Annotated in this window: 24 protein-coding genes; 10 read left to right on the top strand and 14 right to left on the bottom strand. The window is 71.3% G+C overall.

The window, feature by feature from the left end; all coding sequences use genetic code 11:
* Window position 1: 1 nt before the first annotated feature.
* Together JOD64_RS31620 and JOD64_RS31615 are read left to right on the top strand one after the other, a co-directional pair.
* The gene (locus tag JOD64_RS31620) at window positions 2-1393 is read left to right on the top strand and encodes an MFS transporter (protein WP_204945630.1); all 1392 of its coding nucleotides are present in this window, start codon (window positions 2-4) and stop codon (window positions 1391-1393) included.
* Between the two features lie 56 nt (window positions 1394-1449).
* Entirely contained in the window at window positions 1450-2166 is a 717-nt protein-coding gene (locus tag JOD64_RS31615) for a thymidine kinase (protein ID WP_204945629.1), read from the top strand.
* On the opposite strand, the gene JOD64_RS31610 is transcribed toward JOD64_RS31615, so the two are convergent.
* Together JOD64_RS31610 and JOD64_RS31605 are read right to left on the bottom strand one after the other, a co-directional pair.
* Window positions 2133-3362, bottom strand: a complete 1230-nt coding sequence (locus JOD64_RS31610; protein ID WP_204945628.1) for a low temperature requirement protein A — start codon at window positions 3360-3362, stop codon at window positions 2133-2135. The two genes, JOD64_RS31615 and JOD64_RS31610, sit on opposite strands and share 34 nt — an antisense overlap.
* A complete protein-coding gene (locus JOD64_RS31605; protein ID WP_204945627.1) occupies window positions 3349-3807 on the bottom strand; it encodes an Rv0361 family membrane protein in 459 nt (152 codons plus the stop codon). Before JOD64_RS31605 ends, JOD64_RS31610 begins: the two co-directional genes overlap by 14 nt.
* Before the next feature lie 147 nt (window positions 3808-3954).
* Here JOD64_RS31605 and JOD64_RS31600 point away from each other — a divergent pair, with 147 nt between their 5' ends.
* The 4 genes from JOD64_RS31600 (at window position 3955) to JOD64_RS31585 (ending at window position 7739) form a co-directional block, all read left to right on the top strand.
* On the top strand, window positions 3955-5658 hold the full coding sequence (locus tag JOD64_RS31600) for an acyl-CoA dehydrogenase family protein (protein ID WP_204945626.1): 1704 nt from the start codon (window positions 3955-3957) through the stop codon (window positions 5656-5658).
* Window positions 5659-5696: 38 nt separating this feature from the next.
* A complete protein-coding gene (locus JOD64_RS31595) occupies window positions 5697-6863 on the top strand; it encodes a PQQ-binding-like beta-propeller repeat protein (RefSeq protein WP_204945625.1) in 1167 nt (388 codons plus the stop codon).
* 65 nt (window positions 6864-6928) lie between these two features.
* A complete protein-coding gene (locus JOD64_RS31590) occupies window positions 6929-7300 on the top strand; it encodes a VOC family protein (RefSeq protein WP_204945624.1) in 372 nt (123 codons plus the stop codon).
* A gap of 31 nt (window positions 7301-7331) precedes the next feature.
* On the top strand, window positions 7332-7739 hold the full coding sequence (locus tag JOD64_RS31585) for a RidA family protein (protein ID WP_204945623.1): 408 nt from the start codon (window positions 7332-7334) through the stop codon (window positions 7737-7739).
* A 44-nt stretch (window positions 7740-7783) separates the two neighbouring features.
* Here the strand turns inward: JOD64_RS31585 and JOD64_RS31580 are convergent, their stop codons facing one another.
* The 5 genes from JOD64_RS31580 to JOD64_RS31560 all read right to left on the bottom strand — a co-directional run bounded on the left by JOD64_RS31580 (window position 7784) and on the right by JOD64_RS31560 (window position 11032).
* Entirely contained in the window at window positions 7784-8782 is a 999-nt protein-coding gene (locus JOD64_RS31580; RefSeq protein WP_204945622.1) for a tyrosine-type recombinase/integrase, read from the bottom strand.
* A gap of 67 nt (window positions 8783-8849) precedes the next feature.
* Window positions 8850-9275 carry an Hsp20/alpha crystallin family protein gene (locus JOD64_RS31575; protein WP_204945621.1) on the bottom strand — a complete coding sequence of 142 codons (426 nt, stop codon included), beginning with the start codon at window positions 9273-9275 and terminating at the stop codon, window positions 8850-8852.
* A 102-nt stretch (window positions 9276-9377) separates the two neighbouring features.
* Window positions 9378-9872, bottom strand: a complete 495-nt coding sequence (locus JOD64_RS31570; protein ID WP_307813855.1) for a GNAT family N-acetyltransferase — start codon at window positions 9870-9872, stop codon at window positions 9378-9380.
* A gap of 70 nt (window positions 9873-9942) precedes the next feature.
* Window positions 9943-10458, bottom strand: coding sequence for a DUF2087 domain-containing protein (locus tag JOD64_RS31565; RefSeq protein WP_204945620.1), 516 nt, complete (start codon window positions 10456-10458; stop codon window positions 9943-9945).
* Window positions 10459-10516: 58 nt separating this feature from the next.
* Window positions 10517-11032, bottom strand: coding sequence for a MarR family winged helix-turn-helix transcriptional regulator (locus JOD64_RS31560; RefSeq protein ID WP_204945619.1), 516 nt, complete (start codon window positions 11030-11032; stop codon window positions 10517-10519).
* 69 nt (window positions 11033-11101) lie between these two features.
* Here JOD64_RS31560 and JOD64_RS31555 point away from each other — a divergent pair, with 69 nt between their 5' ends.
* Together JOD64_RS31555 and JOD64_RS31550 are read left to right on the top strand one after the other, a co-directional pair.
* Window positions 11102-12334: an MFS transporter gene (locus JOD64_RS31555; RefSeq protein WP_204945618.1), complete on the top strand. Its 1233-nt coding sequence runs from the start codon at window positions 11102-11104 to the stop codon at window positions 12332-12334.
* Window positions 12335-12481: 147 nt separating this feature from the next.
* Entirely contained in the window at window positions 12482-13996 is a 1515-nt protein-coding gene (locus tag JOD64_RS31550; RefSeq protein ID WP_204945617.1) for a serine hydrolase domain-containing protein, read from the top strand.
* Between the two features lie 61 nt (window positions 13997-14057).
* Here JOD64_RS31550 and JOD64_RS31545 read toward each other — a convergent pair whose 3' ends face one another.
* Both JOD64_RS31545 and JOD64_RS31540 read right to left on the bottom strand, forming a co-directional pair.
* Window positions 14058-14249: a DUF397 domain-containing protein gene (locus JOD64_RS31545; protein ID WP_204945616.1), complete on the bottom strand. Its 192-nt coding sequence runs from the start codon at window positions 14247-14249 to the stop codon at window positions 14058-14060.
* Window positions 14240-15007, bottom strand: coding sequence for a DUF5753 domain-containing protein (locus JOD64_RS31540; protein WP_204946349.1), 768 nt, complete (start codon window positions 15005-15007; stop codon window positions 14240-14242). The genes JOD64_RS31545 and JOD64_RS31540 overlap by 10 nt, the downstream gene beginning before the upstream one ends.
* A gap of 277 nt (window positions 15008-15284) precedes the next feature.
* On the opposite strand from JOD64_RS31540, the gene JOD64_RS31535 reads away from it, so the two are divergent.
* Complete coding sequence (locus JOD64_RS31535; RefSeq protein WP_204945615.1) at window positions 15285-15530, top strand: flavin reductase; 246 nt, start codon at window positions 15285-15287, stop codon at window positions 15528-15530.
* Window positions 15531-15678: 148 nt separating this feature from the next.
* Here JOD64_RS31535 and JOD64_RS31530 read toward each other — a convergent pair whose 3' ends face one another.
* Window positions 15679-16515 (bottom strand): arginase family protein, encoded by an 837-nt coding sequence (locus tag JOD64_RS31530; RefSeq protein ID WP_204945614.1) that lies wholly within the window; start codon window positions 16513-16515, stop codon window positions 15679-15681.
* A 61-nt stretch (window positions 16516-16576) separates the two neighbouring features.
* On the bottom strand, window positions 16577-17110 hold the full coding sequence (locus JOD64_RS31525; protein ID WP_204945613.1) for a GNAT family N-acetyltransferase: 534 nt from the start codon (window positions 17108-17110) through the stop codon (window positions 16577-16579).
* On the opposite strand from JOD64_RS31525, the gene JOD64_RS31520 reads away from it, so the two are divergent.
* Window positions 17109-17768, top strand: a complete 660-nt coding sequence (locus JOD64_RS31520) for a TetR/AcrR family transcriptional regulator (RefSeq protein WP_204945612.1) — start codon at window positions 17109-17111, stop codon at window positions 17766-17768. The two genes, JOD64_RS31525 and JOD64_RS31520, sit on opposite strands and share 2 nt — an antisense overlap.
* Here JOD64_RS31520 and JOD64_RS31515 read toward each other — a convergent pair.
* The 3 genes from JOD64_RS31515 to JOD64_RS31505 are packed head-to-tail and all read right to left on the bottom strand — an operon-like array spanning window position 17753 to window position 19954.
* Window positions 17753-18397 (bottom strand): GNAT family N-acetyltransferase, encoded by a 645-nt coding sequence (locus JOD64_RS31515; protein WP_204945611.1) that lies wholly within the window; start codon window positions 18395-18397, stop codon window positions 17753-17755. The two genes, JOD64_RS31520 and JOD64_RS31515, sit on opposite strands and share 16 nt — an antisense overlap.
* A gap of 22 nt (window positions 18398-18419) precedes the next feature.
* On the bottom strand, window positions 18420-18926 hold the full coding sequence (locus JOD64_RS31510) for a DinB family protein (protein ID WP_204945610.1): 507 nt from the start codon (window positions 18924-18926) through the stop codon (window positions 18420-18422).
* The gene (locus JOD64_RS31505) at window positions 18923-19954 is read right to left on the bottom strand and encodes an aldo/keto reductase (protein ID WP_204945609.1); all 1032 of its coding nucleotides are present in this window, start codon (window positions 19952-19954) and stop codon (window positions 18923-18925) included. Before JOD64_RS31505 ends, JOD64_RS31510 begins: the two co-directional genes overlap by 4 nt.
* Between the last annotated feature and the right edge of the window lie 66 nt (window positions 19955-20020).

Raw genomic sequence — 20020 nt, 5'->3', positions numbered from 1 at the left:
GATGGCCGAGACCGTGACCCCCACGGTGGACGACACCCCGCCCCCGGCGAGCACCCGCCGCGAGCGCAGCGGCTGGTACATCTACGACTGGGCCAACTCCGCGTTCCAGACCACGGTGATCACCGTGTTCCTCGGCCCGTTCCTGACCACCGTCGCCGAGCTGGCCGCCGGCTGCGAGCTGGGCGCGGACACCTGCGACGGCTTCGTGTACCCGCTGGGCATCAAGGTCGCCGCCGGGTCCTACTACCCGTATCTGATCTCACTGTCGGTGTTCCTCACGGTGTTCGTGCTGCCGGTGATCGGGGCGATCGCCGACCGGTCCGCGCACAAGAAGCGACTGCTCGGTGGGGCCGCGTTCACCGGCGCCGGCGCGACCATCGCGATGGCCTTCGTCACCGGCGACCGCTACCTGCTCGGTGGGGCGCTGTTCCTGATCGCCAACATCTCCTTCGGTGCCGCGATCGTGGTTTACAACTCGTTCCTGCCCCAACTCGGTGGCCCCGACGAACGCGACGGCATCTCCAGCCGCGGTTGGGCGCTGGGCTACCTGGGTGGCGGTCTGCTGCTGGCTCTCAACCTCGTCGCGATCACCCTGTTCGACGATGGGGACAACCCGCAACGCACTCTGGACCTGGCCCGCTGGTCGATCGTGTCCGCCGGTGTGTGGTGGGCGCTGTTCACCCTGGTGCCGCTGCGCTGGCTGCGTGAGCGCCCGACCATCGCGGCCCTGACCGCCGGCGGCAACGTGGTCACCGACGGGTTCCGCCAACTCGGCCGCACCATGCGGGAGATCAAGGCGTACCCGTTGACGCTGTTCTTCCTGCTCGCCTTCCTCGTCTACAACGACGGCATCCAGACCGTCATCACCCTCGCCAGCCAGTACGGCACCGAGGAGCTGCGCCTGGAGCAGAGCACCCTGATCGTCACGATCCTGCTGGTGCAGTTCCTCGCCTTCGGCGGCGCGCTGAGCCTCGGTGCGCTGGCCAAGCGCATCGGCGCCTGGAAGACCGTGCTGCTCAGCCTGGTGCTCTGGACCGGTGTGATCATCGCCGCGTTCCGGTTGCCCGCCGAGGCGCCGGTGCCGTTCATGGTCCTCGGTGCGGCCATCGGCGTGGTCCTCGGCGGCAGCCAGGCGTTGAGCCGTTCACTGTTCAGCCAGCTTATCCCGGCCGGCAAGGAGGGCGAGTACTACGGCTTCTACGAGATCAGCGACAAGGGCACCAGCTGGCTCGGCCCGCTCGCCTTCGGCCTGGTGTTCCAACTCACCTCCTCCTACCGGGTGGGCCTGGTCTCACTCCTGATCTTCTTCGTGGTCGGGTTCCTGCTCCTCGCCGCCGTGCCGATCCGCCGTGCCATCGTCGCCGCAGGCAACACACCACCCCGGGTGCTCTGAGCACGCATCCCGCGCCCGGCAGATCAGGGTCGGTCGATCGGCTAGGCTGCCCGACCGTGACTGACGACGCCGCCACCGCCCCGACCTGCCTGGCCCACCCGTTCCCCGGCCAGCCGCACGCTCCGGCCGGGTGCGCGGCTGCGCGCGGGCTCGACGGGCGTCCGGTGCACGCCGCGGCGTTGAAGTTCTTCTGGGGGCCGATGGACTGCGGCAAGTCGACGATGGCGCTGCAGATGAACTACAACCACGCCCGGCAGGGCCGCCGTGGGCTGGTCACCACCCGCATCGACCGGTCGCTGGGCCCGCAGGTCACCACCCGCATCGGCCTGGCCCACGAGGCCATCGAGGTCACCGACGACCTGGACCTGCGGGCCCTGGTCCGCGGCCGGTGGGCCGACGGGGTACGCGTCGACTACCTGATCTGCGACGAGGCGTGCTTCTACACCGTCGAGCACGTCGAGCAGATGGCGGAGCTGGTCGACAGCTACGACGTCGACGTGTTCGCGTTCGGCCTGGCGACCGACTTCCGGTCCTGCCTGTTCCCCGCCGCGCAGCGCCTGTTCGAGTTGGCCGACGAGGTGGCCCGCATTCAGGTCGAGGTCCTCTGCTGGTGTGGCCGGGAAGGGCTGCTCAACGCCCGCGTCGTCGATGATCGGGTCGTCCGCGAGGGCGAGCAGGTCGTCATCGGCGACACCGTGGACACCGCCGAGGTGCGCTACCAGGTGCTCTGCCGCCGGCACTACCGCAGCGGCGACCTCGGCCCCCACGACTGAGGGGTCGCCGCGGCCGCTCGTACCCGCAACCGGTCGGCCACGATCACGGCGACGGTCACCGCCAACGCCATGGTGGCGCACGCCGCGACCGGCACCTCCAGCGCCACACAGACCGGTATCAGTGCCAGCAGTACCATCGCCGCCACGATCCGGCTGGTCGGCAGGATCCGCCACAACAGCGCCTTGTACGCGGCGTGCCCGGCCAGGAACAGCGCCGGGCCACCGAGGGTGAGCAGCGCGGCGATCGTGGTGGTGGGCACGCCGGGCTCGCGCAGCAACCGCTCGTCGGCCGCCGACGTGACGATCACGCCAGCGACGATCACCGGGTGCAGGTAGTTGAACGCCACCCGGCTCAACGCGCCGGTGCGCTCGCCGGCGCCGGCGATGACCTCCGTCGCGGCCGACGCCGAGCGGGCGAAGTACACCCACCACAGCGCCACCGAACCGGCGAACGCCAGCAGGAACGCCCCGGATGTCACCAGGTCCACGTGCGAGGTGAGGGTGCTCCCGGTGACCAGGATCGACTCGCCCAACGCGATCAGGACGAACGCCGCGCACCGCTCGGCCAGGTGCCCGCCCTCCACCATCCACCGCTCGGGGCGGCTGCGACCCCGCCCGGGCAGTGGGTAGCCGATCGACAGGCCGACCACCTCGATCACGATCACCGCCGCCCACAACGCCTCCCGGGCAGCCCCCTCGGCCAGGCCGCCGAGCACCACCAGCACCGACGTCCCGGCGATCCAGGGCAGTGATTTCTGAAACCCGTCGACCAGCCACGGGTTGCCCCGCACCGCCCACAACCCGAAGATGGTGCGGCCCACCTGCACGCTCACGTAGACCACCGCGAAGAGCAGACCGGTCCGGCTGAACGCCTGCGGGATCGCCGCCGACAACCACAGGCTGCCCAGCGTCACCCCGATCAGCATCGCCCGCACCGGCCCCTGATCGGGTTGCAGCCAGTTGGTCACCCAGGTGGTGTAGACCCAGACGAACCAGACGAGCGCCAGCAACAACGCGGTACGCCCGGCGCCACGCCAGTGCGGGTGCTCGATCAGGTAGTGCGACAACTGCGTGATGGTGAAGATGAAGACCAGGTCGAAGAAGAGCTCCGTCGAGGTGGTCGGCTGCACCCCCTGACGCGGTCGCAGCAACCAGGGTCGCGCCGGGGCGGCGGCCGGCGGCTCAGAAGGGGTCACCGCACACCCGCCAGTCCCCGCCCTCGCGGACCACTGGCAGGCGGCGTTCCTCGGTGAGCCCACCGTCGCGGGTCACCTTCACCGTCACCGTGCCGTGTGGCCGCCCACTGCGGGTCGCCACCGACACGTCGGTGATCTCGTAGTCGGTGACCATCGGCGGCGTACGCACCCAGCTGGTGAAACCGATCGCGCTCCACCGGCTGCGCGCGTCCGCGCAGAGCCGGTCGTAGGCACCCTCGCTGTCGCCCAGGGCCACCTCGCTGAGGAACCCGTCGGCGGTCTCCCGGATCGGGCCGGCGGCCTGGCGGACGGTCTGCAGGTTCCAGGCGCCCAGCCCGGCCGCGCCGACGCAGCACAGCGCCACGCCGAACCCGGCGAAGGCCAGCCCGGTGCGCATCGGGCGGTTTCGCCGGGCCGGTCGGCTCCACGGCTGGCCGGCACCCACGACTACCGACCGTAGAGAAGACAATCGCACCAAAGTGCGACAAGCCGGAAATCGGCCGTAGGTGCTGGGTGGGACTGCCCCTGTTCGCGGCGGCCACGGATCGTCTACCGTCGGCGCACGCCCCCGAGCAGTGCCAGGAGTCGATCGATGAGCCGCTTCGTGCAGCCGGTACCACTCCCCGTCGACCCGTACGCCGGTGATGCCCTCCTGCGGTCCTGGCTGGAGCGTCACCTGGGCCCGAGTGGGCACGCCGCCGCGAAGGGCCGCCTGGCCGACCTGGCCGCGGACGTCAGCGGGCCGCTGCGCGCGGCGCACGCCGATGCGGAGGCCCACCCGCCGACGCTGGTCCGCTACGACCCGTGGGGTGCCCGGATCGACCGGATCGACACCTCCGCCGGCTGGCAGGCGCAGCGCGCCGCCGCCGCCCGCCACGCCGTGGTCGCGCTGCCCTACCTGCAGGACGCACGCGGCACCTGGGGTGCCGCCGCGCGGGTCGTCCAGCACGCCCTGCTGCACCTGTACGGGCCGGAGTCGGCGACGTTCTCCTGCCCGGTGGCGATGGCCGACGGGGCTGCGGCGCTGCTCAGCATGCCCGACGTGGACGCCGAGGTGCGCGATGCGTGGCTGCCCCGGCTGATCTCCACGGATCCGGCCACCGCGATCACCAGCGGGCAGTGGATGACCGAGTCGCAGGGCGGCTCCGACCTGGGCCGTTCGAGCACGATCGGTCGACCCGCAGCGGATGGTTCCTGGCGGCTGACCGGGGAGAAGTGGTTCTGTTCCGCCGCCGACGCGGCGATGGCGGTGGCGCTGGCCCGACCGGAGGGCGCCGGGCGTGGCAGCCGGGTGCTCGCACCGTTCCTGGTCCCCCGGTACGCGGTCGACTCACCGTTGACCGACGCCGTGACGCCGGGCGCACCCGCACCGGGCGTCACCGTGCACCGCCTGAAGGACAAGCTCGGCACCCGGGCGCTACCCACCGCCGAGATCGGTCTGCACGACGCCTACGCCGTGCCACTGGGCGACCCGACGGTGCCCGGCCTGGTCCGGGCGATGACCCTGGTCGTGGTGACCCGGGTGCACAACGCCGCCGCGGCGGCCGGCGGAATGCGACGGGGCCTCGACTACGCCCGGGCGTACGCCGACGTGCGGCACGTCGCCGGCGGCGCGCTGGCGTCCTCGCCGCTGCACCGGGCCACCCTGGGCACCCTCGCGGTCGACGCGGCGGGCGCGTTCGCCCTGGCTGGGCACGCGTTCGCCCTGCTCGGGAGGGTCGAGGTCGGTGCCGACCCGGAGGCCGCCGCGGAGTTGCGCATCGTGGCGCCGCTGGCGAAGCTGGCCACCGGACGGCTGGCCGTCAGCTCCGCCAGCGAGTACGTGGAGAGCTTCGGCGGGGCCGGTTACGTGGAGGACACCGGCGTTCCCCGGCTGCTGCGTGACGCGCAGGTGCTGCCGATCTGGGAGGGCACCACCAACGTGCTGGCCCTGGACGTGCTGCGCGCGTTGACCCGGGAGGACGCCGGCACGCCGCTGCTGAGTCGGCTCGCCGCCGCCGTCGATTTGGCCCGACCGCTGTCACCGACGCTGGCCGACACCCTGGCCGCCGCCGCCGCGCAGCTGGGCGACACCATCACCTCGGTGACCGCCGACCCGGGCGCCGCCGTGGTGCAAGCCGGTGCCCGTGGCCTGGCGCTGCGCCTGGCGTACGCGCTGACCACCGCGTTGCTCGTCGAGCACGCCGCGTGGGGCGACGAGCAGGCGGAACTGGTGGCCCGGCTGTGGGCGCGGCGCTGGCTGCGACACGAGGAGATCGCCGAGGACGCCCACCACCACCTGGAGCTGCTCTGCTGACCGGCCGGCGCGAGCGCACGGGACGGGGGCCCAGGTCGGTGCTGATCGAGCTGGGCGACGACCGGGGCGCGCCCCGGGACGACGACAGGCCACCGCGGCAGGTGTCCCGGGGTTGGCGGGTGGCGCTGCTGGTGGTGGCGTGCGCCCTGCTCGGCGGGTCCGCCGAGCCCGCGAACCTGACGCCTGAGTTGGGGCCGGCGGCACCCGCCGGGGCGACCGTGCTCGGCGCAGGGCCGCTGCTGCTGGTCGTCGACCCCGACTCGAACCCGCCGACGTTGAGTGCCTACGACGCGGCCGCGCCACGTCGCCCGGCGCGGTGGCGGGTCGCGGTGCCGCCAGCCTCCGGGTGGTCCGCCGAAACCGTCGGTGACCTGCTGCTGGTCGTCGAACGCGACCAGGTACGTGGGACGCGAGTGACCACCGCGCGGTCGATTCGCACGGGCCAGGCGGTGTGGCGACGACCCGAGCGGGTGTACGCGGCCGGCGACGCGGCGGTCGCGGTGAGCGAGGTCCGCAGTGCCTCCGAGCCGGGTCGTCGGGTCGAGGGCAGCGTGCACGGGGTCGATCCGGCCACCGGCGTCACTCGTTGGTCGGTGCCGGTGCCCTCCACGGCCGTGTTGCGGGTCCTGCCCGACACGCCCGGGCGGTTACTGCTGGTGCAGGACGACGGCCTGGCCCGGCTGCTCGACACCCGCGACGGCACCGACCGCGGGCGGGGGTGGCTTCCGCCGGCCGACTACGGGCCGGACAATCCCCAGGTCGTTGGCGCGCACCTGGTGTTGCGGCACCCGAGCGGCAGCAGCGGGGCGGCACTGACCGGTTACGACCTGCCCGGCCTGTCGCCGCGCTGGCAGATGCCGGTCGAGCCGGGCGAGCTGACCCTGCGACCCTGCCAGGGTCTGATCTGCGGGCACGACCAGCAGGGCCGCTGGGCCATCGACGCGGGCACCGGGGTACGGCGTTGGACGTGGCCGGGCGGGGCGCACTGGGACACCGTCGCGGGTGCCGGGGTCGCCAGCGAGTCGTTGGTGTTGCTGGGCATGGCGTCGGACGGCCGACGCGTCCTGGTCGCCAAGGTGGGCTCGGACGGCCACCGCGTGATCGGGGTGCTCCCGGCCGGGGTGACCGGCTGCCGACGGATCGGCCCCCGGCTCATCTGCCACGACGACACCCGCGTGACGCTCTGGCCGCTCGGCGCCCCCTGACCCGACCGCGATCCGCAGCGGGTGTCGCGACCGATTCTGTCGGAGCCCGGCGGCATACTGCCGGCGTGACAGTTTCTGCCGACCTCGCAATGGTCAACCTCGACAGTTCCGACCCCGCCGGCCACGCCGCGTTCTACCACGAGGCGCTCGGCTGGGAGATCACCCACAGCCAACCTGAGTACGCGATGATCAGCTCCGGTGGCGTCTCCATCGGTTTCGGTCTGGTCGACGGCTACCAACCGCCGTCCTGGCCCGACCCCGCTGGCGGCAAGCGCTACCACCTGGACCTGTACGTCGACGACCTCGCGGCGGCGGAGGAGAAGTTCGTCGCGGCGGGCGCGTCCAAGCCGGACTTCCAGCCCGGCGGTGACAAGTGGGTGGTGCTCCTCGACCCGATCGGTCAGCCGTTCTGCATCTGCCCCCGCCCGCAGGGCTGAGCCGGCTCGGCGCACGACAGAAGGAGTCAGCATGGCCATCACTCTCGTCAACCCGGATGGGTTGCCGAAACCGGACGTCTACCGTCAGTTGTCGATCGCCACCGGGTCCAGGCTGGTGTTCCTCGCTGGTCAGGTGGCCCGCGACGCCGACGGGCGCAAAGTCGGTGAGGGAGACTTCGCCGCCCAGGTCGAGCAGTGCTATCTCAACGTTGGCACCGCCCTGACTGAGATCGGCGGGTCCTTCGACGACGTGGCGAAACTGACCATCTACGTCGTCGACTGGTCTGCCGACAAGATGCCCCTGTTGGGCGAAGGCGTGGCTCGGGCGGCCGAGAAGCTGGGAGTTGACCCGGTCAAGCCCATCACGTTGCTGGGTGTCAGTGCTCTGGGCGAGCCTGATCTCCTCGTCGAGGTCGAAGCCACCGCGGTTCTCGACTGAGCAAGCGAAGGCTCGACGGAGGGCCTGCGTTTGGCGCGTAGCGCTCAGCCGCGGCGGCGGGACCGGGCCGCCCACACCACGTACGCCGGATCGCGGTCGAGGTTGTGTCGGTCCCGGTCGTAACGGCGGGTGGTGCGCGGGTCGGCGTGGCCCATCGCGTCCTGCACGTCCTCCAGCGGCACACCCTCGGAGCGAGCGGTGGTGGCGAAGGCGTGCCGCAGCGAGTGCGGCGACAGCTTCGCCCAGGCCGGGATGCCGGCCGCGCGGGCGAGCCGACGGACCATCCGGAACACCGAGTGCCGGTCCAGCCGGGCGCCGCTGGCGGTGACCAGCAGCGGCCCGGTCAGCTGCGGCACCGGCACGCCGGTGGCGGCGGCTCGTTGAGCCAGGTAGGCGTCCACGGCGTAGCCGGTGCCGGGGGTCAGGGCGCGGCGGCGCTGCTTGCCGCCCTTACCGATGAAACGCACGCTGCGGTGCCCGCGTTCGGTGCCGAGGTCGGTCAGGTCCAGCGAGATCAGCTCCCCGACCCGGAGGCCCAGGTCGGCCAGGAGTGCGATCGCGGCCCGATTGCGTGCGGCGGTCGCGCCGGTGTCCGCGTCGGCGGCGCTGAGCAGAGCGTCCACCTCCTCGGCGGTGAGCCCGACGGTGGCGGAGTGGTCCCGGTCGACGCGGGGTCGGTCCGCGCCGGCGACCGGGTTGGCCGGCACCCCGCCAAGTTTGACGAGGAAGTCGTACCAGCTGGACAGCGCGGAGAGCCGCCGTGCCACGGTCGCCGGGGTCAGCGGTCGGCCGCTGCGGGCACCGATCGTCGACTCCAGTGCGCGGGCGTACTCGTTGACGTGCAGGAACGTGGCCCGCAGCGGATCCAGGTCCCGGCTGGCGCACCAGCTGAGCCAGCCGGTGACGTCGCGCCGGTACGCGTCGCGGGTGTGCTCGGACAACCGCCGGTTACGCAGCCACGCCTCGGTGACCTCGACCGGCCCGCTCGGCAGCGCGGGTGGCGCGGTCGGGCGGGCCAGCACCGGAGCGTCGGAGATCACCATGTGAAAAAGACTCTCAGCCTCGGGTGGGATCAGCGCGTAGGCGCGCCGATCCCACCCGTCACCGTGATCATGCGTTGATCTGCTTGCGCCCGTCGCCGTTCGCGGTGATGGTCACGCGGCGGGGCTTGGCGCGCTCGGCAACCGGAATGCGCAACGTCAGCACCCCGTGCTCGTAGCCCGCCTCCAGCTTGTCGGTGTCCAGTGTGTCGCCCAGGAACAGCCGCCGGGTGAAGGTCCCCATCGGGCGTTCGGCGGCCACCAGCTCGACCCCGTCGCCGACGGGCCGGCGGCGCTCGGCGCGGACGGTGAGCACGTTGCGCTCAACGGTGCAGTCGATGCTGTCGGGGTCGACGCCGGGCAGGTCGAACGCGGCGTAGAAGTGGTCGCCGTCGCGGTAGGCGTCCAGGTGCATTACCGCGGGACGTGCTGCCGTACCGAAGAACTGCTCGGTGAGCCGGTCGATCTCGCGGAACGGGTCGGTACGCATCAACATGATCATGCCTCCTCGGTTCTCCTGGCCGAAGGTGATGGGTTGAGTCGGGGCGACTCAACTTCCTCTACTTATTTAGCGCGTCTTCCGGCCGGCGTCAACCGCTCAGCGCAGCCGCTTCTCGAACCAGTGCTCGGCGTACGGGCCCTGCGAGTACGCCGGGATCTCGACGTAGCCGTGCCGTGCGTACAGGGCGCGGGCCTCGACCAGGTCGTTGCGGGTGTCGAGCCGGATCCAGTCCGCCCCGGCCGCCCGGGCCCGTTCCTCGACGGCGGCCAGCAGCGCGGCGCCCCCACCGGTGCCGCGATGCGCAGGGCGGACGAACACCCGGGTCAGTTCGGCCCAGCCTGGCTGCCAGCGCAGCCCGGCACAGCCGGCCAGGTCAGCTCCGTGGTGGGCGAGCAGCAACAGCCCGTCCGGGTCGGTCAGGTCGTTGCTGGGCAACTCGGCCAGCGCTTCGTCGACCTCGCCGGGCAGGGCCGGGCGGCGGTGGTAGCGAACCACCATCTCGGTCATGTACTCGCGCAGCAGTTGCACCGCGTCGGGGTGGTCGGGTCGGGTGGCGCTGGTCGACCAGGTTGGTCGGACGGTGATGGTCACCTGTTGATCATCACCGTCCCGTCAACGGGTTAATCCACTCGGAAGCGGCGACGGGCCGACAGCAGGACGATCAGGGCCGCTGGTAGATGCCGTGCTCGCGGGTGAGCAGCTGCTCGTCGATCAGGTACCGGCGCAGCGTGGCGTGATCCGACCCGCCCGCAGCGCACCACGGCTTGAGCGCGTCGTCGACGGCCCGCTCCGGGTAGCGCGTTTCCGGTTCGAACGACCGCTCCGCGATGTGCGCGAGCAGGACGCGCCGCCGTTTCGGCTGCGCCGGCAGGCCCACCAGGACGTCTCCGCGTAGGAAGGTCCGCAGCACCGGATCGGTGGCCAGGTCGGTGTCGTCGGCCGGGCGGCTGTCGCGCGCCGCCGCCCGTAGCGACGACTCGTCGGCGGCGAGCGCGCCGTCCGCGCCGGTGACGAGGCCCGCGTCGGTGAGCCGGCGGACCCCGGTGAGGACCACCCGTGCCGGTAGGCCGGTCCGTTCGGCGACGGCCGCCGCGCTGGCCGCCCCCAGCACGATCGCCGCGAAGATCTGTCGCCGTCCGCTGTCCGCCAGGGCCCCGGCCAGAGTGTGCACAGTCACGCCGGTCACCCTCCCATCAGCCGTACGCGAGGCGCCAGGCGATTTCCGGGGCCTGCGCTCACGCCGATTCCGGTGCGTCCGTCGGCTCTTCGGCGACGAGCAGCACCCGGCGCAGCAGGTCGGACAGCTGTCGCCGCTCGGTCGGGGTGAGCGCGCCGAGCAGCCGGTGCTCCTCGGCGCCCTGGATTTCCATCGCCCCGTGCCATGCGGCCTGACCCGCGTCGGTCAGCTCGATGTCCACCCGACGACGGTCGACTGTCGACGGAATCCGCCGCACGAAACCTCGCCGTAGCAGGGCGTCCACGCGCGCCGTGATCGAGGCGGGGGCCATCGCGAGATCCGCGGCGAGGTCCGAGGGGGCCGCCCGTCCGCGGCGGCCGGCCAGGGCGTGCAGGGTGTCGTACTCATGGGCCGGCAGGTCGAGATCGACCAGGACCCGTTCCTTGACCGCCCGCAGGTGCCGGGTCAGCTTGATCATCCTGGTCACCGCGCCCTCGACGTCCGCGTCGAGAGCGGGCACCACAGGCAGCCAGCGCTCGATGTGTCGGTCAACGGCATCTTGAGTGGCGGTCATGGCCCCAGCTTATCTCAGCGCCGAAATATTCGTTGACGAAAAGTTCGATGCCGAAGTATGTTGCGGCGTATGCCTCACCCACTGCACACCCGCTCCTTCCGGCTGCTGTTCCTGGGCCGTACCGTCTCCGCTCTCGGCGACGCGGTGGTGCCCGCCGCGCTGGCCCTGGCCGTTCTGCGAGCCACCGGCTCCACCGGCGCGCTGGCCGTCGTGCTCGCCGCGGCGATGGTCCCCCGGTTGCTGCTGCTGCCACTCGGTGGTGTCGTCGCCGACCGGTTCGACGCCCGGCGGGTCGCCCTGGTGGCCGACCTGGTCCGCTGCGCCACCCAGCTCGCGGTCGGCATCCAGTTGCTCGGCGACGCGCCGTCACTGACCACCGTCGCCGTGGCGTCCGCGCTCGGTGGCACCGCGTCGGCATTCGCCATGCCGACCGCGTCTCCGCTGGTCGCCGGCACCGTCGAACCGGCCGGCCGGCAGCGGGCCAACGCCCTGATGGGGATCACCGCCAACACCAGCCGGCTCGCCGGCCCGGCGCTGGCCGGCGCGCTGATCTGGGCCGCGGGGCCCGGCTGGGCGTTCATTCTCGACAGCGCGTCGTTCGCGCTCAGCGCCACCCTGCTGGCGCTGGTGCGAGTCCGCCACGTGCCGGTCCCCCGCCGTTCCGTCCTTGCCGACCTGCGGCACGGCTTCGGCGAGGTACGCACCCGCGACTGGTTCTGGACCAGCCTGCTCGGGCACGGCGTCTGGAACGGCGCCGCCGCCGTGCTGATGACCCTGGGGCCAGCCATCGCCATCGACCGTCTCGGCGGCGAGGCGACCTGGGTGCTGTTGTTGCAGGCCGGCGCGATCGGGATGCTCGCCGGTTCGCTGCTGGCCGGGCGGGTCCGGCTACACCGGCCGGTGCTGCTGGCCAACCTCGGGCTGGCCAGCTACGCCGCGCCGCTGGTCCTGCTCGCCGTCGCCGCGCCCGCCCCGGCGGTGATCGCCGCCTACGCCGTGGCGCTGACCGCCCTCGGTTACCTCAACCCGGTCTGGGAGACCGTCGTGCAGCACCACTTCCCGCCGGAGGTTCTGGCCCGCGTCACCTCCTACGACTGGCTGGTGTCGCTGGGCGCCGTGCCGTTGGGGTACGCGCTGGCACCGCTGGCCGCCGACGCGTTCGGCGCGCCCGTTCCGCTGGCCGTCGCCGGCCTGCTGGTCCTCGCCTCCTGCGCGGGCACCGCGCTCGTGCCCGGCGTACGCCGCCTCACCTGGCCGGCGACCCCGCAACCGCAACCGGCCGAGCCCGTCGCCGTCCATTGATCCTCACGCGCACGCCGGTGCTGGAGGCCACCGCGCGTCCGGTGGGACCTGACGAAGGTCAGGGGTGGTGCCTGCCGTTCGGGTCCTGTGTGTGAGGTCGCGGGACTCCTAGCCTGGCGGGCGTCAACCAGATGATCGGGGTGTGGGGTGCGGCAGGTCAGGGTGTGGTGGCGCGGTGTGGTGGTTGCGGCGACGGTGGGGCTGGTCGCCCTCGTCGCGCCGGGCCCGGCGTTCGCGAAGGACGGGCTGGATCTGACGGCGGTCGAGCGGTTGGTGACGGACTTCGCCGACCAGGGCGGTTATCCAGGAATCGCGGTCGCGATCATCAAGGGCGATCAGGTGGTTCACGTCGGCGGCTACGGCCGCGATTCGTCCGGTGCGGCGGTGACCGCGACGACACCGATGCCGGCGGCGTCGCTCAGCAAATCGTTCACCGCGCTGGCCGTGATGCAGTTGGTGGAGGCGGGGAAGGTGACGTTGGACGCGCCGGTGCGCGACTACCTCCCCGACTTTCGGATCGCCACCCCACAGGGGGCGCGCATCACCGTCCGACAGTTGTTGAACCAGACCTCCGGGATCACCGACCGGACGCTTCCCGAGAAGAGCCTGCCGCAGCCGGACTCGCTGGCGGGTGCTGTCGTGCGGGCACGTGACGCGACGCTCGCCGTCGAACCCGGCACGAAGCACGTCTACACGAACACGAACTATCACCTCGCCGCGCGGCTGGTCGAGGTCGTCGCGGGCGAGCCGTTCGCGCAGTACCTGCGGCGTCAGGTGTTGGAGCCGCTCGGTATGCGGGCGAGCACCACGATCGACCTGACCCCTCGTGACCTGCCCGAGAACGTGCGTGCAGGGCACATCTACGCGTACGGCGCGGCGATTTCCGTCAGCGAGCCGAAGCGGTTCGTCAACGGCTCCGACGGCATCATCACCACGGCCCAGGACCTGGCGCAGTGGCTGATCGTGCAGAACAACGCGGGCAAGGCCGCCAACGGCACGCGCCTGGTCTCGGCCGCGAGCATCGCGGCCATGCACACCTCGTCGGACCCACGCTGGACCTACGGGATGGGCTGGGACACCGACCAGGAGGGTCGGGTCCGCCACAACGGGGTGTGGTTCACCTACACCGCCAGCCAACTCCTGCTTTCCTCCGGCTACGGCATCGCGGTCATCGGCAACAGCGGCATCGGCCTGGGCAACGAGGGAACCGATCAACTGGCCGACGGGCTGGCCAGCCTCGTGGAGGGCGACAAACCGTCGAGTGGCGCCCCGATACGACTGGTCATCGACCTGACCCTGGCCGGGTTGACCCTGCTGAGCCTGTTCCTCGGCGTCCGCAACCTGCGGCGTACGCAGACGTGGGCGACGCGACTGGCCACCCGGCCCGCATGGCGGCTGGCACTGCGGTTGCTGCCGCGGCTTGTTCCTCTCGCCCTGTTGGTGACGCTGCCCAATCTGCTCGGCCTCCTCTACGCAGGTGGGCGGGACGTCAGCTATGTCCAACTCGGCTACTACTCGGTGGCGTTGGTGACCTGGACAGTGGTCGCGGCGGCGATGAACCTCGGCGTGCTCGGTGCCCGCACCGTCGCCCTGCTACGACTGCGCCGGCCGACCGGCACGACCCCGGTGCCCGAGGCGTCAACCCAGCTCGTCGCCGGATAGCTGCCCGGTCCACGTGAAAGGCCCCCGGCCAGCGCCGGGGGCCTTGCTGGGACGTGGTCGGTCAGTCGGCGTTTCGTGCCATCGCGACGAAGCCACGCCACGACTCCCGGCTGAAGGTGAGCGTGCCGCCGTCGCGGTCCTTCGTGTCGCGGACGAGGACCACGCCGGGGAAATTGTCGGCAACCTCGACACAGTTGCCACCGTTGCCGCCGCTCTTCGTGCTCTTCCGCCACCGCGCACCGGTCATGTCCATGATGCTGCCGCTTCTCTGAGAAGTGCCAAGGAACGCCCTCGGGGCAGGGCCTCTCCGCGAATACGCTCCCACCGTCGTTCCAGGCTAACAAGATCCGACGGTTGATCGAGGATCTGCGCCTGTGCCGGGCTGTCGACGTGCGCGACGCGCGACCCGTCCGGCATGTCGGCGATGGTGAACGGTCCGTCGAGCCCGGGATAGCTGGGCGCATCGGCCGGAACGATGTGGAGCTGAACGCTGCCCAGTTCGGCGTACTCCACCAGGCGCGCGAGTTGCACCGCCATCAACGCGCGGTCGTCGCCGACGCGCCGCCTCAACACCCCCTCGTCGAGCACGGCGATCAGCAGCGGTCCGCCTCCACGGCCGAGAATCGCCTGCCGATTGATCCGCGCCTCGGCGAACTCGACGACCGCCTCCGGGGTCAGCACCCCGCCGGCCAGGGTCGCCCGCGCGTACGCCTCCGTTTGCAGCAGCCCGGGTACCCACGTCAGCTCGAACGACCGCAGCGTCACCGCCTCGCGTTCGAGGTCGACCCAGGGCCGGAACCACACGGGTTCGCGGCGACGCACGACGTCCGGCCAGAGCGCGTCGGCGTCCTTCGCCAGCAGTTCTGCGACGGTCGACCGGTGGCGGCTCTGTGGAATGTGCCCCGGGTTCGCCCACCGGGCGACGGTCTTCGGGTGCACGCCGATCCGACCGGCGAGGCTCTCGGCGGTGTGACCCGCTGCGGCGAGTGCTGCGACAAAGGCGTGATTCATGCCGTCCCTCTCCAGGAACAAACCAGCTGCCCTGAAGAGATTAGATAACGCTGTGTGTTTGTCCAGCGACCCCGGGCAAAGTGCGGTATTGACGGCGCGGCCGGCAGGGGAACGAACCCGGCGGACGCGTTCGCAGCGGGGCCGCTCCCGGCGGGCGAGCACTCACGGGAGCGGCCCCTTCCGCAGACCACAACAAGGGGAAAACTGTGCCAGGCAAGGAAGAGAAGCGAAGGAAATCCACACCGATCCGGCGGCTCGACACCGTGGGGGTCCGGTGATGCCCGAGCGTCCAAAGCACTCCCCATTGCGGCCGTCGTGGCGCTGCCCGGCCTGCGGCATCCTGTGGCCGTGCTCGGCCGCGAAGCTGCGCCTCCTTGGTGAGTACCGCGGGGATCGGCCGGGCCTGTTGATCCACCTGGCGGAGGTTCAGGAGGTGGCCGCAGCCGATCTCACCAAGCTCAACCCGGGCGTTACGCTTCCCGATCTCACCCCGCGTTTCGTCGGCTGGGCTGAAGCCCGCTAGGTGATCTATGTCGATCGACGAGGGGTTCCCGTAGTCCTGGCGGAAAATCAACGGATATGGCTGACCCGGGCATCGCGGAACGCTCTTCCGGAACAGCCGTGACCTTGGCCGACGTCGTCGCCGGCGGTGTTCCGATGGACGAAACCCCTTACGGAACATCATGATCGAGAGTGTCGAGGCCCACCGCCGTGTGGAGTAGCGGCTGAAGGGCGTCCAGGAGCGGACCGGGGTGGATTGGGAGGCCATTGGCGTCTTCCCCGGCCTCGAACTCGCCGATCTCCAAGCCGACGAGGTCGGACTCGCCCATGGCGAGCACAGCGGATCTGAGTTCGCTGAGTGTGAGGCCGCCGGGAACGAGGTAGTCGGTGGGCACGATGCCGGGTTCAAGGACGTCACAGTCGATGTGCACATAGACCGGACGGCCGGCGATCGCGGCCCGCAACCTTTTCGCCAGGTTCGGTCCTGGCCCGACCAGCGTGATCACGCCATCATCGATCAGGGACTGCTCGACCGGGTCGATGTCACGTGCCCCGCAAAGGATCGCGTTCTCCGGCTTCAGCCCCTGTCCCAGACCGGAGTCCCACATACCGAGCGGGCCGCTGAAGGCGAGGCCTCCGAGGTAGCCGGTGGTGCTGTTCTGGGGGGTGTTGAGATCTGCGTGCGCGTCGAACCAGACGACCACCGCGTCTGGGCGATACCTGGCGACGACCGGAAGCGTTGCCAGAGCGACCGCGCAGCGGCTCAGCGCTGTGACCGGAAAGGCGCCGTCGCGCAACAACTCGTCGAAATGCTCTGCCATGGCGCGCAGTGCCGGCCGAGCCGCAGCCAACTCTTCGTCCCAGTTGGTGCACAGCGCGGGTTCGGGAGACCCGATGACAACCGGTGCTGAACCCAGCCGAGCGGCGAGTTCCGCTGCGACCATTCCCGACGCCTGCATGGCCCGGTCGTTGTGGTCGCCGGCGCGGGCCGCGAAATGCGTGATCACCGGCGACAGTGGGTTGGACGCTGACACGGGTTCTCGCTTTCACCGCCGTTTGGGATCCAGGTCAGGGCCGGTGGACGCAGGGGGCGGCCACCGCGTGATCGGAGCCGCGCTGTGGGCTGCGGCGGAGTGATTCGTCAGGCAGGACGCGTTCGTAGCAGACCGAGTGGTCGGAGCCCACGTACGCGCCGAACAGCGGGATCTCGCGGTAGCCCTCGCGCTCATAGAAGCGCATCGCGTCCGGCTGGCCCGGGCCGGTCTCCAGCCGGATGGTCGTCCAACCGCGCTCCCGTGCGGCCTCCTCCAGCCCTCGGAGCAAGTCGGTCGCCACCCCCGAGCCGCGGCTCTCCGGTACCACGTACATCCGCTTCACCTCGACGGTGACCGGGTCGAGGAGGCGCAGCGCGGCGCAGCCGAGCGGTTGGCCGGTGGCTTCGTCGACCGCGACCAGGAACAGGTCGATGTTGTCGGCCGTCGGCGGCGTGCCGGGCTCGTGGTCATCGGTACCGTAGCGGAGGTCGAGTTCGGCTTTCTGCGCCACACGTAACGCCTCGCCCACCGGGTCGGTCCACGGCCGCTGCGCGATGATCCAGGTCATGCCGCTCCTCACCCACCCTCGTAACAAGCGTTACGGTAACATTCGTTACGACCACGAAGAGGTGAGAGCCGTGTCACTGCCCGCGGACCGAGCGGCCCAGGGCGAGGCGCTGTCGCGCGCGGTCTGGGACGTGCTCGCGCAACAGGGCCTGGAAAAGCTGACAATGCGCGCGGTCGCCGCGGCGGCCGGCTGCACGACGGGCCTGGTTATGCACCGCTTCCCGAACCGTCGAGCGCTGCTGCTACACGCCCGGCAACTGCTGCACGACACCACCCGGCAGCGGGTCGAGGCACTCGAGGCCGCGGCCACCTCGCCGCGGACGGCGCTGCGCGCGGTCCTCCGCCAGGGCATGGCGACCGATCCGGAGACGACCAACTGGAGCATCGTCTGGTTGGGCTTCCTGGCTGCGGCGGTGGCGGACGCCGAACTGATCGGCATGCACCGCCGCAACAACCGAGCCTGGCGGCAACGCGTAGAGCGGCTGGTCGCCGCGGCTGCCACGGACTGGCCGGTCGATCAGGTCGGCACGGTCGCCCTGGGGCTGATCGCAATGACCGAGGGTGTCGCGGCTCTCGCCGCCGGGGATCCCGCTGCCTACCCGGCGGATCAGCAGGAACGCATGCTCGACGCCGCCCTTGTGGCCTACGGCCTGGGATAGCACGGCAGCCGCCGTTCGTGAGGTGACCTCGGGATGGAGGTGCGGTCAAAACTGCCCGTCGCCAACCGTGCGTGCACGTGCATGTCGTGCCAGCCGTCGGCATGGCGCACCGACCCGCGGGCCACGCCCTCCTCCCGGAAGCCGGCCCGCGCGGCCACCCGGCAGGACGCCGTGTTGGCGGTCGAGTGCTCCAGGGCCAGCCGGTGCAACCCGGCCCGGGTGAAGCTCCACCGGGTCAGTGCCCCCAACGCGTCGGTGGCGATTCCCTGACCGCGTGCGGCGGGCACCAGCCAGTACGACACCTGCGCCGACGCCTCGCTCAGCAGCACGTCCCGCAGCCCCACCTGACCGACCGGTCGGTCAGCGGTGTCGACGATCGCCCAACTGGCCGCCGTCTCGTCGCGCCAACGGCCCGCCCACTGCGCCGTCCACGCCCGCGCCTCGTCATCGTCGTCGAGGCGACGGACGTGCCAGCGTTGGATCGCCGGGCAGTCGAAGGCGACCCGGACGGCCGAGGCGTCGTCGTCGCGCCACGGCCGCAGCGTCAGCCCGGGGCGTACCGGGAGGTGGGGTTGCTCCTGAGTGCCGAGGCTCCCGGCGGGCAGGGCGGGCGCGACGAGCAGCGGCATGCGTCCATTGTCGCGCCGGCCCTCACTCTCCGGCCGGGCCCCCGGCGAGTTCGGCGACCACGTCGAGATGGCCGAGGTGGCGGGCGTACTCCTGGACCAGGTGGAACAGCACCCGCTCCAGCGACGCCGGGTCCGCGCCGTTCCAGCGCGGGCCCGGTGCGCCGATCTCCGCCAGGTCGTGTGCCGTCACCACCTCGGTGGTGTGCGCGCCCTGAGCCCGCAGCGCCGCCACCAGGTCCGCGCGGGTCTCGTCGGGGGCGACGTACCAGCGGTCCTCGTGGCGGTCGCCCCACGGCTCGGCGACGTCCCGACCCTGGAAACCCCACTCGATCCAACGCAGCTCGACGTGGCGTAGATGCTTGAGCAGCTCCAGCGGGGTCCACCCCGACGGCAGCCGACTGCGCCGCAGCTCCTCCTCGGCCAACGCCGACACCCTGGCCACCGTGGACTCGCGGAAGTAGTCCAGGTAACGCAGAAAGACCTCGGTGCGGCTGCCGGCCGGGGACGTGGGCTCAGGGAAGGGAATCACGGCGTGGTCGGCAGGTCGCGGGCCCGCTGTTGCACACCCGCCACGCCGTACGGGTAGTCACCCACGAGTGGGGCGCTCGCCTCGTCCAGCAGCCGCATCTGCTCGGCGTCGAGGACCAGGTCGGCGGCGGTCAGGTTGTCGTCGAGCTGCTCGGTGGTGCGCGCACCGAGGATCACCGAGGTGACCGCCGATCGGGCCGCCAACCAGGCCAGCGACACCGCCGACATGGACACACCGCGTTCTTCGGCGACCTGACGGACCGCGTCGAGCACCCGCCAGGTGCGCTCCTCGGCGTTGCGACCGGCGTACGCCTCGACGCCACGCTGCGGGTTCTCCCCCAGTCGGGTCGCTCCGGTGGGCATGCTGTCACGCTGGTACTTGCCGGTCAGCCAGCCTCCGCCGAGCGGCGACCACGGCAGGATGCCGATGCCCTCGTTCTCGCAGACCGGCACCAGCTCGAACTCGATCTCCCGAGCCAGCAGGTTGTACTGCGGTTGCAGGGTCACGATCGGGGTGAGGTTGAGGTGCTGGGTGAGCAGGGCGGCCTTCTGCAACTGCCAACCGGTGAAGTTGCTGACCCCCGCGTAGCGGATCTTGCCGGCGCTCACCGCGTCGTCGAAGAACCGCAGCGTCTCCGGCAGTGGGGTCAGCGGGTCCCAGGCGTGCGCCTGGTACAGGTCGACGGCTTCGACACCGAGTCGCCGCAGGCTGGCGTCCAGGGCGCGGGTGAGGTGCACCCGGGACAGGCCGGCGTCGTTCGCCCCCGGGCCCATCGGGAACCGTCCCTTGGTGGCGATCACCAGCCGGTCACGCAGGTCGGGCCGCGTCCGCAGCCAGCGGCCGATGATGTCCTCCGAGACACCGCGGGAGTAGACGTCGGCGGTGTCGATGAAGGTGCCGCCGGCCTCGACGAAACGGTCCAGTTGGGCGAAGCTGCCGGCCTCGTCGGTCTCCGCGCCGAAGGTCATCGTGCCCAGACACAGGGTCGACACCACGGTTCCAGTGCTGCCCAGAGTGCGATAGCGCATGTTTTCCTTCCGGTCGAGCGAACCAGCCGATCTTGCCACCCTGCCCCGGCGCCGAGCGAGAGGGAG

Origin of the sequence: Micromonospora luteifusca (assembly GCF_016907275.1) — a bacterium.
GTDB lineage: Bacteria > Actinomycetota > Actinomycetes > Mycobacteriales > Micromonosporaceae > Micromonospora > Micromonospora luteifusca.
Note: the sequence above shows the minus strand (reverse complement) of the source record. Positions and strands in the feature narration are given on the sequence as shown.